Source organism: Mucilaginibacter sp. Mucisp86, from assembly GCF_047324315.1.
Classification (GTDB): domain Bacteria; phylum Bacteroidota; class Bacteroidia; order Sphingobacteriales; family Sphingobacteriaceae; genus Mucilaginibacter.
Genome location: NZ_CP168503.1, coordinates 1557794 through 1577441, shown reverse-complemented (window position 1 = coordinate 1577441; position 19648 = coordinate 1557794). Strand labels below are relative to the sequence as shown.

General features: G+C 45.2%; 6 protein-coding genes. 3 read left to right on the top strand and 3 right to left on the bottom strand.

What is annotated here, in order from left to right; translation table 11 throughout:
* Positions 1 to 15: 15 nt before the first annotated feature.
* Positions 16 to 7185, bottom strand: coding sequence for a cellulose binding domain-containing protein (locus tag ACEN9X_RS06370; RefSeq protein WP_413669599.1), 7170 nt, complete (start codon positions 7183 to 7185; stop codon positions 16 to 18).
* Positions 7186 to 7417: 232 nt separating this feature from the next.
* Positions 7418 to 9382 carry an alpha-L-arabinofuranosidase C-terminal domain-containing protein gene (locus ACEN9X_RS06365; protein ID WP_413669598.1) on the bottom strand — a complete coding sequence of 655 codons (1965 nt, stop codon included), beginning with the start codon at positions 9380 to 9382 and terminating at the stop codon, positions 7418 to 7420.
* 1365 nt (positions 9383 to 10747) lie between these two features.
* Between ACEN9X_RS06365 and ACEN9X_RS06360 the strand changes: the two genes are divergently transcribed.
* From ACEN9X_RS06360 to ACEN9X_RS06350, 3 genes are all read left to right on the top strand, one after another.
* The gene (locus ACEN9X_RS06360; RefSeq protein ID WP_413669597.1) at positions 10748 to 14068 is read left to right on the top strand and encodes a SusC/RagA family TonB-linked outer membrane protein; all 3321 of its coding nucleotides are present in this window, start codon (positions 10748 to 10750) and stop codon (positions 14066 to 14068) included.
* Between the two features lie 11 nt (positions 14069 to 14079).
* Complete coding sequence (locus ACEN9X_RS06355) at positions 14080 to 15888, top strand: RagB/SusD family nutrient uptake outer membrane protein (protein WP_413669596.1); 1809 nt, start codon at positions 14080 to 14082, stop codon at positions 15886 to 15888.
* Between the two features lie 568 nt (positions 15889 to 16456).
* Positions 16457 to 18928 carry a M1 family aminopeptidase gene (locus tag ACEN9X_RS06350; protein ID WP_413669595.1) on the top strand — a complete coding sequence of 824 codons (2472 nt, stop codon included), beginning with the start codon at positions 16457 to 16459 and terminating at the stop codon, positions 18926 to 18928.
* Between the two features lie 100 nt (positions 18929 to 19028).
* Here ACEN9X_RS06350 and ACEN9X_RS06345 read toward each other — a convergent pair whose 3' ends face one another.
* The gene (locus tag ACEN9X_RS06345; protein ID WP_413669594.1) at positions 19029 to 19613 is read right to left on the bottom strand and encodes an RNA polymerase sigma factor; all 585 of its coding nucleotides are present in this window, start codon (positions 19611 to 19613) and stop codon (positions 19029 to 19031) included.
* Between the last annotated feature and the right edge of the window lie 35 nt (positions 19614 to 19648).

The window sequence follows — 19648 nt, the reverse complement described above, 5'->3', positions numbered from 1 at the left end:
GCTTTTAGCTTAAAATTATGGGCTTACTATCAGGCGCAATGGTGTTAAATTGTTGATCTGAACAAAGTAAACTCCGGTCATGTATGACCGGGTTAACTGAACACCCACATTGCCGCCAAAACCGCGGTACTTGCCGCTTTGCATAACCTTGCCAAAATTATCCCGGATAACAAGATTGATGTCTTTTTGATCAAGATCAGGCGTTAGCTTGATGTTGAAACTGCGCGAAGCCACCGGATTTGGGTAGATAACATTATTCTGCACCGTACCGATAGGTGCATTATTATCCTGTACAATACCGGTTTTTGAGCCGATGTTTGAAGCCAGCGAGTTGCTGCTAAGTAAGGAAGGCTCCGTTCCGTAAATCAGCTGATCTTTATAGTAAACGGTAATGTGATTGTTGAGCGCCATGGCGGCTTTGGCTGCATACGAATAATCATTTGCCTCGTTAAATGCCGACCAATCTGTTTTATTGACCTGGTACTGAATGTTACCTGTATTGCTTAACGGATAAAGTGACCCGGCTGATGGATCGACGGTTAATTCAAGGTAGGTATCCGCACCGGTTAAGGCTGGGCTTAAAGTAACAAACCGGTTGTTGATTTTGCTGTTGCCCAGTTTGGCGTAACCTACAGAAAAGTTTAGCCCGGCAGTGCCTTCGCGGCTAAACCAGTAACGTACGGACAGATCGTTGTAATTGACAGGTACGTTGCCTGTATTATTAAGCACGAGGTAGGTACTGATTGCGTTTCCGGTAGTGCCCTGGTTTTGATTTTGATAAGATACGGTAAATGCCGGGGCAGCTGCTACTGCAGTTGGTTCGGTCCCATAAATCAATTGTCCGTTGCGGTAAAGGGTGATATGACTGTTTGCTGCATAGCTTCCGGTGTATGGCAGATAAGAATAATCATCAGTCTCCGAAAAGTTCGACCAATCCTGGTTAGCAAACCTTGACTGAATAACTCCCGAATTACTGCCTGCGCTGAGTTGGCTGTTTGTCGGGAAACCATATTCAATATAGCCAAAAGCCCCCGTGTGCGGGTCGGGTAGCTGAACATATTTCATGGTAACGTTGCTGTTTCCCATCTGGGCATAATCAATCCATGAATTGATGCCTGAGTAGTTCTCTGCAGTAAACCAGTACCTCATGGTAAGTTCATTGAAATTAACGGCTACAGAATCCTGGTTAACAATTTTCAGATATGGTTTGATCACATTGTTTGCAGGCTGGTTGTTGTCTCCATCGGATGATTGTACCTGGATATTGTACGGCAACACAGTGAAGGTTTTGCTCGCAGCGGTTGTATCAAAACGGGCACTGCCGCCCTGTTGTGCTGTGATGGCACTATTGCCTGCGCCTACAATATGCAGTTTATTATTGATAACCGTGGCTACATTTAAGTTTGAACTGGTGTAAACAACCGGAAGGCCTGAGGTGGATGAGGCGCTTAGGCTCACATCTGCATCGCCCGGCCTGCTTAACGGCAACGCTGCAAAACTGATACTCTGGCTCAGTTTGTTAACGGTTACGTTTTGTATAACCGGCGGGGCTGCAAGATAATTAGCATTTCCACTCTGCGAAGCGGTGATCAAGGCGGTACCCGAACCGGTAATGTGCAACTTTCCGCCCGCTATCTGGACTACCGTACTGTCGGAGCTGCTATAGCTTATTGCGAGACCTGAACTGGCCGTTGCCCCGGCTACAAAGTCACTGTCGGCAACTGTTTTTGCGGGGATGGCATTAAATGTGATGGTTTGTGCTTTTTTGCTAACGGTAAGGCTTTGATTGATCGGGGTAGCTGCTTTAAAGCTGCTATTGCCCGGCTGGGACGCAGTGATGGTTGCTGTTCCCGCTGCCTTAATGTGGACGGCACCGCTTATCACACTGGCAACAGTAGTATCCGAACTGTTATAAGAAACTGCCAAACCTGATGAAGCTGTTGCCGGAGGTACAAAATCTGCATCGCCAAAAGTTTTTCCATCGATAGAGGCGAAAGTAATCGTTTGGTCGCCCAGTACATCGGCAGCTATTTCGGTGCTGCTCAACGCCCTGCCGTAGATCTTGAAATTATCGATGGATCCTTTGAACATCGGATCGTTAAACTGCGATTTACCAAGGTAATTTTGTGTGGTGTTCCCCATTGCCGATGGCTTGATGGTGATGTTTGTTGAAGAAACAACCGATGTACCGTTTATATAAAGCGTAGTAGTATTGCCAGCCCGTGTTACCGCCAGGTAAGTCCATGTATTGAGCGGGAAGGTATAATTGTAGTTGATATTCTGTTCGGCAGCTGAGCCGTTTTTAGTTGCATAACGAATGGTTGACTGGCCGCTTACTACACCCGCCTGCACGGTCAGGAACATGTATTGGGTAGTGCTTGAACCAAAGTCAAAAACACGCATCCAGGTACTTATGGCATCCATCCTTACCCAGGCGGATATGGTAAAATCATTAAGGGTGCTGAAAATGCCGGCAGGCAGCGTTGCATAAGCATTTGCCGAGCCGTCAAGCAGCAGTGATTTGCCGTATTTGCCCGTAGCGCGGTTTGCTGTTGCTGCAAGTACACCATGGTTAGCGCCCCATGCATCAATGCCCCTGGTTCCGCTTGCTTCATCAAATTGATAAAAATCACGTTGCCCTGTATTGGGTTTGGCAACTACTTCTGTGCTTTTTGCACCTTCGCCGGTGCTGTCTGCAGGGGCTACTACATAAAAATATGTTGTACCATTGCTTACGTTACTGTCGGTGAAGGTAAGATTGTTAACTGATCCAAGAGTGGTATATGGCCCTCCTGAGGTTGTTGAACGTTTAACGTTATAACTATACCCGGGAAGTGATTTCCATTCAAGAATGTCTTTAGCATCTCCGGCAGCTACTATCAGTGAGTTTACAGCACTGCCAAGCACTGTAAGTGCAAGTGTGGAAGTTCCTGTTGTGCTGCCGTTGCCTGCTGTCAGGCTAACATTAAAAGTACCTGACTGGGTTGGTGTTCCTGAAATTTTGCCCGACAAAGAATCAATTTGCAGTCCGGTCGGTAACCCGATGGCCGAAAAATGGTTGGGCGATTTAATCCCGGTTACGGTATAAGTCATTGGTTTTCCTATCAGCGTAGTATCTGTTGGCGCACTGGTGATAATTACAGGCAATGGTCGGTCGTCCAGAAGTACAACGTCATTACCGGTGCCGCCTTTATAGCTGATGCGAAGTGTGAAATTACCAACGGTTACCGGGGCAAGTTCGGGCAAACCTTTAAAAGTACCGGCTATCGCAGCGCTTCCTGTATTGTCGATAATGGTAAATGATGCTCCCTGGGCCAGGCTGGTCGAATCAATAGCCGTGATCTGTAGCTTAGGTTGGTTTAATAAATTAACAGTACCGGCGCTTACTTTGTCGCTTGTAGCCGCACTTGTATTTAATTCCACTTTATAAGTAGCATCGGCATTCATAATAAGGCTGCCTACTTTTAAGGAGCCGATGGCCAGGTTACCGGGAGCCAGTGCCGCGCCTGTACCCGAACCGGTACCTATGGTTGCTGTTGAAGTACTTTGTCCGGTGCCACCGAATGTGCCTGCCGAAGCAATTACCGGACTGGTGAATGTGCCGCTGTTAGGATCGTTATTAAGTAAATAAGTTCCGTTTTTGATGGTTGTTGTACCCGAATAAGCCTGATTACCGGAAAATGTCAAAACAGCTGTCCCAACTTTTTCAACATTCATAGTACCTGTCATTGTTCCGCCGTAGTTGGTTGATACATTCAAGGCGCCAATACTGATGGTTGGGTTACCGCCGCCATCTGTACGGATAGCGCCCCTGCCGCTTAACGAGCCAAAACTGATGGTGCCGGTAGGGAACATAATTCCCTGGCAGTCGTTACCATTTGCATCAAGGTTCCAGGCTGCATTTGCGCTGCCCGATTGCGGCACTTCAAACCGTGTGCGTGAATTACCACTGCGCAGTTTGGAAACAAAGTATCCTGTAAAGCTGCTGTTATCAGCAAACAGGTGCAACCCGGCATATACGTTACCATCCTGAATAATTGTTCCGCTGCCGGTAAGTCGGCCATAAAGGTTTAAAGCGTAGCTGGTTTGGTAAAAATAACTGGTTTTTCCGGCCGCGATTTCAATATCGTTGTATAAGGTAGCATCAGCATTCACCGAAAAAAGTGCACCTCCGTTCATTGTTATTTTCCCGGTACCGAGAGGGCCTGAGGTAGGGGCAGAAGGCGATCCGGTACTTGTTCCTGATATTTCCATACCATAAACCGGCGGCCAGCTTTGCCCGTTTCCGTTGAGCGTAGTACCACCCGAATAAGTATTGTTACCCCCCGCGTAAGCAAACCCAATACCATTTTTAAGCAGGCTGCCGGTACCAGTGATTTGACCTGTTAAAGCTACCGTCCCGTTCACTCCGGGGGTATTTATATTAAGCAGTGTATCAAGCGTTACAGGCATTTTCAGGGTTTGATAAGCCGTGCTGTTATTAACCAGGTCATTTCGCAAATGTATTGCAGCACCGTCTATCGAATAATTATTGGCGCCTGCGTTAAACTGGATCCTGGATGCTACGAGGTTTTGAATATCGTTGGTCAGTACGGTATCCGCACTGGACTGAAACGTTATAATTGCCGGATTAACCGGTGCTGCGTTTTCCAGCCAGTTCCGGGCAAGTGTAAGCGAGTCGGATTCAGGTTGAGGGCCCCAGGTTGAAGTGCTTGAGCCCGGCACACCAAATGATTCGGCCGAATTGGCGCTTTCTTTGGTTTGGCCCACAGATGAAACTACATAGTAATAGGGGCTTCCGTTACTTACGTTCAGGTCGGCGAAGCTGGTACTTGCCACGTTGGCAACCGTTGTATAAGGGCCGCCGCTTAACGTACCCCGTTTTATATTATAGGTAGCTGCCCCTGAAGCTGCATTCCAGCTCAGGTCAATTTCATGGTTTTTGCTTACTGCAGTTAATGCGACAGGAGTAGCCGGAGGTACCGACCCGGAAACCACAGCCGAATTTCCGCTTTCCAATGTTCCGGCAAGTGCGGTAATAACATAGTAATTGTTTACTTCGGATACAGGGCTGGCATCAATGTACGATGTACCGGTTATACCCGACTGTATAGTGGTAAACGGCCCGGTAGACGACAACGACCGTTTTACAGAATAACTGGTAGCATTGGCCGAAGCTGCCCAGGTAAGATTAATTTGTGTGGTATTGACAACCGATGCCACAGCCGAAGCAGGCGCGGTTGGTACCTGGTTGTTGACTACGTTCAGCATCAGGGTAGCCGTACCGGTACCACTGGCATTGGTGGCAGCTATGGTAACTTCGCTTTGTCCTAACGTGGCAGGTGTGCCCGAGATAACGCCGGTAGCTGCATTAAGGCTAAGCCCCGAAGGCAAACCGCTGGCGCTATAGGAAGATGGATTGGCGCTGGCAATGATACTATAACTAAACGGCGCACCAATAGTAGCTGTGGCCGTAGTGGCACTGCTAATCTCCGGCGATCCGGCAGGTGCGGATTGACTGTAAGCCACATTACTGAACGTGGCGGTATTTAGTGCCGAGTTATTGCTGGAAAGGGTATAAAATCCGGCATATAAATCAGTTGGGAAACCTGTTGCAGAATACCAGCAACCGAGACCGGTCCAGTTAATACCATCCTGCGAATGGTATGTAAATATACGAGTGCCTACGCGCTCAATTTTTAACCACCAGGGAGCCTTGGGTTGCCAGTGGTTTCCGGCACCGCCTGTGGCTTTGAGGAAGATATCATAAAAAGCCGAACCAGGTGCCAGCGATTGGCGTAACATGACACCGCAACCACCGGTATTTAACGACATACTCTCAACTTTTACCACCAGGCCGGCATCACCGCTGATTTTCTTAAAATTGAAGCTGAATGCATTACTGGTGGAAGTTCCGGCTCCGTTAAGTGTCCAGATCCCGTTATTGTAGGAGGCGCTGCCGGCCAGTCCGGTGTTACCGATATCTATATTGGTGAGGTTGCTCACCGGCTGCACATGATCGGCAGGATAATATACCTGGGGCAACTTAACCGCGGTAGATGAATCCGATGATTTCAGGTATAAGAAATTGCCACCGGCAGCAGAGTAATTGGCGGAGCCAGTCTGCATTAATGCAGCTCTCATCCTGTCGGTATTAGGGGTAGGTATTCCCTTACGCACATTATAAGCACTATAAATAAGATTAGTCATATCGCCGGCCCTTGCTCCGGGTTGAATCCCCCAGCTGGTCCAATAACTTGCATACCCTCCTAACGGGATAAAGATCATTGAGGCTCCGTCAAAGGCGTATTTATGATACAGCTCCCCGATAGCCAATACGCGGTTATCCAATTCGGCAAACATATCCACGCCCTGCTTGTAGGCAACTTCAGCGCCCCAGGCCAGTGCTGCTGCCTGCACGCGCCAATGATCGTCGCGGCCAGAATCGCCTACCTCCCCGTTAGGCAGTGAATTACGCATGCCTCCTCCCGCGTCCATCCGGTACACATCCACCGCCTGGTTAAACCGGGTGAGATCATCACAAAAAACCGATGCGGCAAGGGCTATTTTTAACTGAAGGGCTCCTTTGTTCGCATCGCGCAAGGGGCTGGGTACCCAGGAGGTCGGGAATAAAACATTGGCAAAATAATTTTTTACATGCTGTGTGTTAGCCGCGGTCCAACCGGGAAAGGTAGAACGAAGTATTTCGGCACCTACACCCCAATATTGTGCATAATCGCCAATATCCAGCATAGATTCCCCGCCGCCCCAGGTGGTGTTGGTTACAGCCCAGGCATCAAGCAGGTTAGTGGCTTTACGGGCATAAGTAGAATCGCCTGTAAACCACCACATCCAGGCCAGGTTGTGAACAGCTTGCATATCATCAATCCAGGCGCTGTTGTTTAGGTTGGGCGCCCTCGTAACTGTTGCAAAGGGTCCCTTTTGCCCGTAGCTCAATTGTGAATGCGAGTCATTTTTAAATGCATTATAACCGGACAGCCATGGTTCGCGGCTAATGTTTGCTTTCAATTGATTCAAGTCGGCCTGGTTAAAGGCTAAACCGGGATGGACAAATGTTTGGGCGCTTACGTTCATCGTCGCAAACACCGACAGCGAGAACAGCAGCAACCTTATCCTTCGGTGCTGCCCTGTCAAGTAATTACAAAGCGTAAAAAGTTTTTTCATGGTTTAATTGTTTAGGTGTACATGTATACTGCCGTTCCGGTAGGTTTAGAAATTTTACCAGGACGAGGAACGAACAGTTTTATAATCGGACACCCCAAAGACAATGAACACCACAAATGATACTCAAAGGAATGAGTTGTTTTTTGAAGTTTTTGCGCAGAGACTCAGGTCATAAACGCCCGGAGTTTTAGTTAACGACGATTAGCAATTTTTGCATTTAAATATGTTTATATCAGTTTGTTTTAAGCCTGATCACACTCAAGGAATAAGGCGGTGCAAGATATGATGAAAGATTGGTTGTGGTAATTTCCTGACTTATTGTTTGAACTGCTTTTGGATCATTGATAGTATTTTTATCAGAGGGCTTTCCTTTCAGCAAATTCAGTGTAGCCTGTTGTTCGGGGATATTGATACCGGTCAGGTCAATTGCCGCATTTGCCTCTTTTGCCCCGGCATTTACAATTTTCAAAATAATATTCCCCGTCTTGCTGTCTTTTACGCATGAAGCTGCCAGTGTTGAATCTTTAACAGCATCGTCCTGTTTAAATCTTATCACCCCGGGAACATACAGATCGCCCTGGTTAACCGAAAACAACTGCTGAACATAATAATTTGCAGTAGGCACAACTATTTTGTTATTGAAATAGATGAGGTTAGGGTTCCAGGAAGTATGGGATAAATTAGCAAGCATAGGGGCATATGATGCCATTGCAACAATATCGCCGTTTCTTTCAAGCCCGGTCATGAAAGCTGCTTCAGCAAGGGCGTTGAACAGACTATTGCCCCAGGATGCATATTCGCCGATATATACTTTTGATTTTGTACGCCGATAACCATCATAACGTGCATTGTTATCCAGAAACCAGGCCGGTTTCTGATAAAAATGCTCATCAACAACAGGCACCGAAAGCTTATCGGCAAAAGCCCAGCCAAGGTCAAAATCCTCGCCCGAAGGGAATGGTCCAACAGTGCCGATGATAGTAATTTCGGGGTGTTTGGCGCGCACCTCATTGCAGATCATTTTAAACCTGTTTCTGAAATCATCGGTTTGTTTATCCTCATTTCCGATGCCGATATATTGCAGGTGAAATGGTTTTGGATGCCCGGCTGCAGCCCGTTTGGCACCCCATTTTGAAGTTATCGGGCCATTGGCGTATTCTATCAGGTCTAATATATCCTGGATATATGATTTCATTTCGGTCATGGGCAGGCCTTTTTGTCCGGTACCTCTTGTTCCTCCCGAATTTTGGCAGCTTACCGCAGCCGCAACTACCGGCACCGGTTTTGCACCGATATCTTCGCAGAACCTGAAGTATTCAAAAAAACCAAGGCCAAAACTTTGATGATAATTCCAGATATTCCGTTGCTGCTGCCTGAATTCGACAGGGCCAATGGTGTTTTTCCAGCGGTAGATATTGTCCAGCCCGTCACCATGAACAAGGCAACCGCCCGGAAAACGCATAAATTTAGGCTTCAGGTCGGCAACGGCCTGTGCAAGATCGGCCCGCATCCCATTCTTTTCATTTTTAAACGTGTGTTCGGGAAACAAAGAAACCTCATCAATTGCAATTTTACATTTTACCAGTGCCAGCAGGGTGAGTTTTGCAGAATCGGCATCCTGAGTAGCTTTAATGGTGCCGTCATATTTCTTCCACCCGCTGCCCTGTGTTTTAAATGAAAATTGCCCGTACGAAACGCCTTTCGCTCCGCGCAGCTCAACTTTTACAGGTATCGGTGCGGAAGAAATTTGCTTTATATATACCGAAAAATTATAATTTTCGCCTGCATGCAGGCAAATACCGTCAAAACCTGCATTAGTGATTCCAATGCCTTCCTTGCCCGGATCGTCGATATTCAGCACGAGATAGTGTGGATTGGTGGAGGTAATAGGCTGTGCACTTTCTACCGAAATTGTGCCATATCCAAAGCCGGCTGTGGTATATTCCCAAAAGCTCAGCGGCTGCCATTTTTTATTATCGCCCGGGCTATATTCAAATGAGCGGTTTTGAATTAATTCGGCGTACAAACCGCCATCTGCCGAGTAACTCAGATCCTCAAAAAAAACGCCGAACAAATCATTACTGATTGGCTTGAGTTGTTTTTTTTCGGTGCTTTGCCCTTTTCCGGCAGATTGCTGCGCGAAAACAAAAGCAGGTGTTAAAAGGGTGGCAAATAATATTTTTATAGTAAGCTTCATATAGCGGGAGGTTGTATTCTTAATTGCAGATTATATTAACTATAGCAAGACAATTTTATGATTGTCTGATACTCTGAAAGTACAGTATTTTTTGGTTGTGAAGTTTCCATCTTAATATTTTTACCGGAGGAATGACTTCCGCGTAATATCATGCCGAACTTGTTTCCGCACCTGCAAGTAGCCGATTTAATCAGTGTGGCTGCTTAGCGGGCGTGGTGTTGAAACAAGTTTCGTGACGAATTTTATTATGCCCTTTTTAATGATAGCAAAGAATACTCTTCAATATGCAAAGCCGTTAAGCAAGGTGAAGAAGATCCTTCGTTACTACGCCATGAGATGTTTAAAGAGAGCTTGTCATTCTGAGTGGTAGCGAAGAATCTTCTACAAGATACAGAGCCGCTATACAAGATAAAGAAGATGCTTCGTACCTACCTATGACATAATTAAAAAATTTGTCATCCTGAGCGATAGCGAAGGATCTTCTACAACAAGCATGGCCGCTTTACAGGGCGAAGAAGATGCTTCGTGCCTACCCATGACAAAGGGCAAAATGTCATAATTCCTTCAGAGGCCGTGGCTTTTACTCTCTACCCATGACATGATAAATAAAGAATGTTCCCGTCAGCAGGTAAGCTTCGGGTGAAAGGGGGCAGAACAATGGTGGTCTTGAGCGCAGGAAGGGGCATAGCAAGTTTTTGCAGAAGCATTGGGAATGCGCGAGCGAAGCGGGGCAAAATAATTGCAGCCCGTGGTTCTGTTCGTTTTGCAGGGCAAAGGCTTTGTGCGCAAAGAAGCCTATCTGCTGACTTGACTTTTTGGATACTTTTGTGTCAAGACAAAAGTATCTGGCCCAGCGCGGCCAAGAGCGCGACGATGTAAGTCTATAGAACAACGCTCGTTACCTGTCTGTCGGGGATTGTTTCGTGCCTTATAATGACGTGGTCGTAAGTTGTTGATTAATAAGCATGTTTTTTTGAGTGAATTTTACAATATGGGCGTTGCCTGCGGCCCGGGCTGTACGCTCATACTGCGCAAGCCTTAGTCACAGGCCGGTATCCGCTCCCATCCCTAACGCAGCCCAGCGAACCATCTCTAAAAAATATCTTGCACGTCATTACGATTTTTTCAGGGGATTCCCCGGTGGTCACTCGCAATGACATGGTGGAAATGTCATTGGCCCTTCAGAGTCCAACGGATTTAAATACTCATGACATCTATCCCCCCCCAATTATTCCGGCAAATCAGTCCCTCAAAAAAGAATCTCATTCATTAATGAGTATAAGAAAAACCTGCAGATGTCTTTATGGTGATTGAGCGAATAAGCCGGTCATCACACTAAGTCATAAACCTAAAAATTTAAGAACTATGAGTTTTTTTTACCAAAAAAAGTATTCGGCAAGGTGCCTTTTAGTTTTTTTGCTGCTGATAGGCATGGGGTATCATGCCGCGGCGCAAAGCCGTCAAATCAGCGGTACTGTCACAGATTCAACCTCCAGGGAACCCCTGCCCGGAGTAACAGTACAGGTTATGGGCACTACCAATGGCATCCAAACTGATGTAAATGGCAGGTACAAACTAACCGTTAATCCGGGGGCAAAATTATCCTTTGCTTTTGTAGGCTATAACACACGCAGGGTAACTGTTGGCGATGATCCGGTTATCAACATCAGGTTATCAAACAAAAGAAGCGACCTTGAAGAGGTTGTAGTGGTTGCTTACGGTACACAGAAAAAGCCCTCGGTAGTGGGCGCTATTGCCACCGTGAGCGCAAAGGTATTTGAAGACCGAGGGCCAACCAATAACCCTATTGCCAATTTACAGGGTGAAGTTCCGGGTATGGTTGTAACAAGGACTTCGGCCCAGCCGGGGCGCGAAAACTGGAATTTTCAGATCCGCGGCGCAACCTCCGTAAACGGGCAGGACCCTTTGGTAATTTTGGATGGGGTGGCCCTTAACAATAACAACGAGCTTAACTCTATCAACCCTAATGATATCGACAATATTTCGGTGCTGAAAGATGGTTCGGCTTCAATTTATGGTGCGCGTGCTGCTTATGGTGTTGTGCTTATCACCACCAAAAAAGGCAAAGCAGGTAAAATGCAGATCCAGTACGATCCTTCTGTATCTGAGAAATTTTTAGGTCTTCAGCCTAAAATGACAAACATCGATCAGTGGGCAAACGGCCTGCTCCAGGCTAAAACCAATGATAACTATGGTGTAGCTCCCACAACAGATCTTTGGTACCAGATGGCCAATTTTGCGTTGGCCAACAAAGGTAATGTGATACTGGCATCGCAGATTCCCGGAAACACTACGGGAGGCATCACCGCAAATTCATTCTACAATGGCTTACCAGTACCCGCGTTTCTTGATGTGAAGGAACTGGATTTCATAGATGTATCATTACAGCAATACTTATGGGGAAGGGCAACATCAACACAACATAACCTTGCTGTATCGGGCGGAAACGAAAAAAACACCTATCGTGTTTCGTTGGGATATTTAAACGATGGCAGCCAGCTTCAGATAGGTAATAATGGCAATCAGCGCTACAACCTGAGGCTGAACAACAACTACAAATTCAGCGACAAGGTGCAGTGGGAAACCAACATTGCGCTTGAGCAAAACAATATTCAGCAACCAACCATGTATACTACTGGTAGCTACAGTGCACTTGGTAACGGGTTTCAGGTGGGCCTGCCTATGTACACGCAATCTGGCAAACCCTATCAGTGGGGCGGCGTGGCAAGTCCGGCAGGTTTGCTGAGGGACGGCGGCGACAACCTGGAAAATAACAGCCGGGCCCTGTTAAACTCAACACTTACCTATAATTTCATGAAGCATCTTACCTTCACCGGAACAGCGGGATATAACGTTTGGTGGCAGGATGACCGTGTGCAAACCAAAACTGTGCGCCTTTATTCATACGATGATAAATACCTCACCGGTACCACTGCACCATCAGGCGGCACCTCAGGAGGCAGCGAAAATTATTTCCGTGCTAATATCAATGATAAATATTATAACCTCATTGGCCGCGTAACTTATGCCAATACATTTAACAAAGTACACGATGTATCATTAATGGTTGGCAGTTCATACGAAAGGGATGAGTATGATATGTTCAACACCCGTACCTATAACCTGGGCAGCGACGATGTACCTTCATTAAATTTAGGGCTGAGCAGTTCACAGGCCGGTTTTGTTACCAATTTTGAACAACGCAACCATTATGCCCTGGGTTCATATTTTGCAAGAGCTACCTATGCTTTTAAAGGCAAATATCTTTTTGAAGCAACCGGCAGGTATGATGGTTCGTCAAAATTTATTTCAGATAAACGCTGGAAACCATTTTACAGCCTCATGGGCGGCTGGCGCTTAGGCGAAGAAAGTTTTATCAAAAAAACAAATATTTTCAGCGAGTTAAAGTTGCGTGCTTCATATGCTACATCGGGCAGCCAGGGCGGTATTGGCCTTTATGACTACCTGCAGTCGCTGAACGTGAGCAGCAGCAATACCCTTTTAGGTACAGCGCTTGCAACTGTAACCACAACAACCGGAAACCTGGTTTCTCTTAACAGAACCTGGGAAACAGTAATTAAACGAAATATTGGTATTGATTTTGGCTTACTGAATGGCCGCTTAAACGGAACTTTTGAGGTGTTCCGTAATCAAAATAAAAACATGCTTGTGAGTGTTACTTATCCGGCTGTTTTGGGTATCGGCGCGCCCCAGTCAAATAACGGCGATCTGAAAACCTGGGGATGGGAAGGACAGTTAACCTGGAGAGACCGCGTTGGTCAGGTAACTTACAGCATTTCGGGCAATATAACTGATAGCCAGAACAAGCTGGTATATTTTAATGGCGTTCCGGCGTTGGGCCCTGGTTATAATGCCACTGTTGAGGGGTATCCACTTGGTTCATATTTCGGTTTGAAATACGGTGGCCGCTTCCAGACACAGGCTCAGGTTGATACCTATAACAACACGTACTATGCTCCGGGAGGAGTGATCAATACTATTGGCATCCCTATCGCTTCACCGCTCACCAATTTACCGGGTCAAAATTCAGGCTTACGTCCGGGTGATAATTACTATGTTGATGTTAACGGCGATGGCAAACTTACCACCGGTACATCGGCAAAAGACATGGGCGACCTTATTTATTTAGGTAGTGACGTTCCGCGTTATACTTTCGGTTTAACATTGGGCCTGCAATGGAAAGGCTTTGATTTCACAAGCATTTTTCAGGGTGTAGGGAAACGGACAATTTTCAGGGCCAATGGTAGTGCAAACAACTGGCGCGTACCTTTTACTGCACTTGGCCAGGCGCAAACTACACAATGGGTTGGTAAAACCTGGACCCCTGAAAACACCAATGCATATTATCCTAATCTGCATAGCAATGGCATCAATGGTTATAACTATCAGATCTCAAGCTGGTCGGTTGAGAATGGGGCCTATGTACGCCTGAAAAACCTTGTTATCGGTTATACTTTACCTAAGTCATTATTGGAGCGCACCAAAGCCATCAGCCGTTTAAGGTTCTACATTTCGGGAAGCGACCTGTGGGAATACAGCAAAGTCCATGACGGCTGGGACCCTGAAATAACCCGTACCACCTCGGGCAACGAGCGTTATCCTTTCTACAGGTATGTAACCATAGGCGCAAACATTACTTTTTAATTGAAATGATTATGAAAAATATATACCGAAGGATCTTCAGTATCCTGTCAATCATTATTATTACAGGCTTGTCCGCTTGCAACAAGTCGCTTAACCTTAATCCGCAGGATCAGCTTTCAGAGGCAGCTTACTTCAAATCTGCCGGTGATTTTAAAACGTTTGCCAATCAATATTATGGCTATCTCCGTAATTTCAATAATTCGTTTGCAGATAATCCGCATTATGACGGACGTGCAGATGTGTTTGGTGGTGGAGGCACTTTCGGGGCAGGCATCAATACTGTTCCGGCAAGTGATAATTATTGGAATAATAATTATGTCAATATCAGGAACTGCAACTATTTACTTGAAAAGGCAGCCACTTTTACCGATCAGGCCAGCATCAGCCAGTTTGTTGCCGAAGCCAAATTTTTCAGGGCCTACTGCTATTTTGAATTACTGCAGCTTTATGGCGGCGTTCCGCTGATCACCAAAACGCTGAACCTTGATTCGCCCGAACTTTATGGCAGCAGGGCATCACGCGATCAGGTAGTTGATTTGATCGTTTCCGATCTGGAAGCGGCAATACCTAATCTTCCTGTATCCATCTTAGCCAACTCGGCAGATTTCGGCCGGGTGAGCAAGCCCGCTGCGCAGGCATTTTTGGGGCGTGTTGCACTTTATGAAGGCACATGGTTAAAATTCAGAAATGGAGATGCAACCCGTTATAATATGCTGCTTGATAAATCGGCAGCAGCCTCCAACGCGGTAATAACCAGCAATCAATTTGCACTTTTCGGTACAGCAGCGTCAAATGCTCTGGGCGGCAACAGTACCATATTGGGTGATTCTGCACAGAAATATCTTTTTATCCTCGAAAACCCAAAATCAAACCCGGCCTCAGTTACCAAAACGGCTAACCATGAGTACATTTTATCGTACCGTTATGATGATGTGAGCAAAACAATCGGAACCAACATCAGCAGGCAGGGAACGCAAATTGGGCCGCAACATAAATATGTTAACGCGTTTTTATGCCAGGATGGCCTGCCTATCGAAAAGTCGCCGTTGTTTCAGGGTTTTGAAACCTATGGTTCGGAATTTATAAACCGCGATAACCGCTTAAAGTATACTATCCAGGTTAATAATATGTACTACTGGTACGGTAACGCTAATTATCGGGTAACCTGGCTAAATGACGCCGCCGATATTGCTTTATCTATGGGAAAAGTTGTTAAGATTGCCGGTTATACAAATCAAAAATGGGTAACGGAACGCAACTGCCCGGATACAAAAGAATCTGAAGATTACCCGGTGATCCGCTATGCCGAGGTATTGCTGAACTATGCCGAAGCTGTTTATGAACGCGATGGAGCTATAACAGATGCCGATCTTAATAAATCACTTAACCTGGTGCGTTTGCGTGTAAATAAAAATATGCCGGCATTAACAAACGGCTTTGCAGGTGCAAACGGATTAGATTTACGCACCGAGATAAGAAGAGAGCGTTTTATTGAGCTTTATTACGAAAATTTCAGGTTTGATGATATCAAGCGCTGGCATAGCGCAACAACCGACCTGGTTACCAACACCGGCGGTACTGCTTATGGAAACATCAGTGCTTTTGTTAGCCCATGGCCGGTAGGTATTAAATTTAAAGGCACCCAGGCCGATATTGGTCCTAACCCATTAAAACCGGCACCAACCAATGCATTAGATGCCAACGGTCAGCTGATACTTGACAATACTGCACGTAACTTTTCGGAGAAAAATTATTTATATCCGATCCCTGCACAACAAATTACCCTTAATCCTGCTTTGACGCAGAACCCGGGGTGGTAAGATAGGTTGTGCTTATTTACTTAGTGAGGAGGCTGTATCATAAATCATGATCAGCCTCTTTTTTTTTCCTATTCAGCAAGCGAGATATGATTTTGGATTGGGTTGCCGCTGCTAAAAAAGGGGGGTTAACAGGGTTAACACAATTTAGGGTTAACATTTATATATATGTCTTACAGTCAGGTAATTGAGCGATTTTCTGTCAAAAAACATGTTAACCCCCATTTTGTATAAATTATCGGCTAAATTTTAGTTCATAGGTAACAAAACACCAAGGGTGGTCAATTTGATTTATGATACAGCCTCTTTTTTAACCCGAAGGTTGGCTTCAAAATAGGGTACCAAAAACAACAAACGAAGACCACAGTCATCGACAAATAGCAAAATTGGGTAACAGATCTAAAGAATCAAATCAAAGTTCCACCAATGATCCCTCCATCCTAAAAAGCTGCCAAAAATTCTTCATAACTAAAGGCTAAAAGACTGAAAATAAGATTTTTTTAATTTTTATAGTACTATGTTATAAATAGTACTATAAAAATCATAGGTTTGTATATAAAACTTACCGGATATGAAAACATATTTAACCATCCTGATTTTCGGGCTCGCTTTTTTAGCTATTGCAGATAGCTCATTAGCCCAGCAAAATAATGCTTTGTTAAACCGCTATCGCGAGAGTCCACAAAGGGTCAACGATTTGATCCATACCAAATTGAATGTACAATTCGATTTTAAAAAGCGATATCTGTACGGAAAGGAATGGATTACTTTAAAGCCGCATTTTTACACGACGGATTCATTGCGCCTTGACGCAAAGGGGATGGACATACATATAATTGCAATCCAGTCAAACGGCAAGCTCCATCCTTTAAAATTCACCTATGATAGCCTTAGCTTAAACATCAGGCTCGACAAACCTTATTCCGGTTCAGAAAAGTATACCATTTATATTGACTATACTGCTAAACCCAATGAACGGAAGGGCCTGCGCAATAATGAAAAAGGTTTGTATTTTATTAACCCGGATGGCACGGAAAAAAATAAACCTACCCAAATATGGACTGAGGGAGAACCCGAAAGCTCATCAGGGTGGTTCCCAACCATTGATAAGCCCAATCAGAAAACCACTTCTGAGATCAGCATGACCGTTCCCGCTAAGTACGTTACCTTATCAAACGGGCGTCTGGCCGGACAGAATAAACATCCCGATGGCACCCGTACAGATACCTGGAAAATGGAATTGCCAAATGCCCCGTACTTGTTTATGATGGGCGTGGGCGATTTCAAGATCTACAAAGACCAATGGCGGGGCAAGGAGGTAAACTACTATCTTGAACCCAAATATGCCCCATATGCAAAAGATTTATTTGGTGATGTCCCTGAAGCGATGAGTTTTTTTTCGGAGATAACCGGGGTTGATTATCCATGGAATAAATATGCGGCCATAGTAGTGCGCGATTATGTAAGCGGTGCTATGGAAAATACAACGGCCAATGTGTTTGGAAGCCAAAGCACACGCCGCGAATTGTTGGATCAATATTATAGCACCGGCATTGAACACGAATTATTCCACCAATGGTTTGGAGACTATGTAACTTGTGAAAGCTGGAGTAATTTAACTTTAAACGAATCTTTTGCTGATCTTGGTGAAATCCTCTGGCTGGAGCACAAATATGGCAAAGACGCCGCTGATGAACATTTTTATAGCGGGCTTCGGGGCTACCTGGGAAACCCGGAAAACTTTAAAATCCCGTTGGTTAACTTTCACTACGAAGCCATTCATAATGTGTTTAACGGCGTAACCTATCAAAAAGGGGGGCGTATCCTTAATATGTTACGCAATTACCTGGGCAAAGAGGCTTTTTATAAAGGGCTCAACATTTATCTGACAGCTAATGCTTTTAAAAGCGCCGAGGCGCAGCAACTAAGGCTGGCAATGGAAGAAGCAAGCGGGCTGGACCTGAATTGGTTTTTTGAACAGTGGTATTATCAGGCGGGGCACCCTGTTTTAGATATTAGCTACCGCTGGGATGAGCATTCAAAAACAGAAAACGTTTACATTTCCCAAACGCAAGACGGACAATTATTTAAGTTACCAATAGCTATAGATGTTTATCATAGCGGAACGGTTGAAAGACATAAAGTTTGGATCAACTCCCGGAACGATACTCTATCTTTCAAAACCCCTGCGAAACCTGAATTGGTTAATGTAGACGCAGATAAAGTATTGGTAGCTAGCAAAACAGATCACAAATCTTTAGATGAATACGTTTTCCAATATGCCCATGCCCCGTTATATCTTGACAGGTATGAGGCAATTGATTTTGCTTCAAAGAATCAGGATGACAAAAGCGCGCAAAAGGTCATAGTCGACGCATTAACTGACCGGTTTTCGGGTTTGCGGTTGAAAGCATTGCAGGTTTTGAATATGAATAAGGAAGATATCCGGAATATCAGCCCGGATTTGAGAAATGCTGCCTTGCCTGCTGTAGCTAAACTGGCCGGCAACGATGAAAATAACCAGGTAAGGGCATATGCGCTCAGAACATTGGCGGCAGTGAAAGACCCTAAATATACCAGCGTATTTATTAAAGCCTTTACAAGCCAGTCATACCAGGTTGAGGCGTCAGCTCTTTATGGGCTTAATGAAATTGATCCGGCTGCGGCATTAAAATATGCAGCAGGATTTGAAGCCGACAACGCGGGCGATCTGACACAAGTCGTTGCCAGAGTCTATGCAACCAATGGCGGCGACGAAAAATGGCCATACGTATATCATCGTTACGTAAATGGAACATTGCAGGAGCAAATTCATCTGACCGACAAATTTTCAGCCATGATCGGTAATTTAAAAAAAACGGAATATGTTCAGCAAGGCATTGCCGAACTGCAATATATGGGCATAAAATATAAAAAAGACGGTGCTGCACCGTACATTATCAAGTACTTAAATGCCGTTAAAGAAGCACGCGGTAAATTAAATGATGCAGCTGCTGTTAAGAATATCACAACAGCAATTGAACAGATTAATGAAGCAAAATAACAGGCCAAAGATCCTGATAGTACCGGAAAGCAAAACCACTAAAAAAGGGGCGTCAAGCCCCTTAATCAATTAACCAACTGTATGAATAAACCACTAACGCTTATGACAGCACCAACTCGCTTGTAACCATTTTATTGCCCTCCGATAGCTTAACACGCAACTGGTTAATCCCCCGGTGTACGTGATTAACTACCGACTGGTATTGTAAGCCTGTTACTTCAGCTATCTGGTCATAATTCCAGTTATCAAAATACTTTAAAAATATCATCTCTTTTTGACGCCTTGGCAAGGTATTGAGCGCGAGCGCAAGCATTTTCTCCACTTCTCTGCCGGTTTCTTCCGAAACAAGCACATCCTCCCTTGAAAAAACAATATCGATATCGTGATTTGCAGACAGGCCTACAAACTCGGGCCGGGACGCTTTTAAAAAATTAATAGCGAGCGACCGGGCAGATTTAAAGAAATAGTATTTAACGTTCCTGATAGGTCCGAGGGTTATCCTGCGCTCCCACAGCTTGATAAAAAGCTCCTGCAAAACATCCTGGGAGGCAGCTTCATCCTTGATAATTTTATAGAGATAGAAATATAAACCGGAATACAGTTCGTCATGGATCCTGCCAAAGGATTTGACATTTCCATCAAGGGCTTCGTCCCACCATTTAGTTAGCTGGTTGCAATTGTTCATATTGGCGTTAAAACTGGTTTCTCTTTAATCAGGTT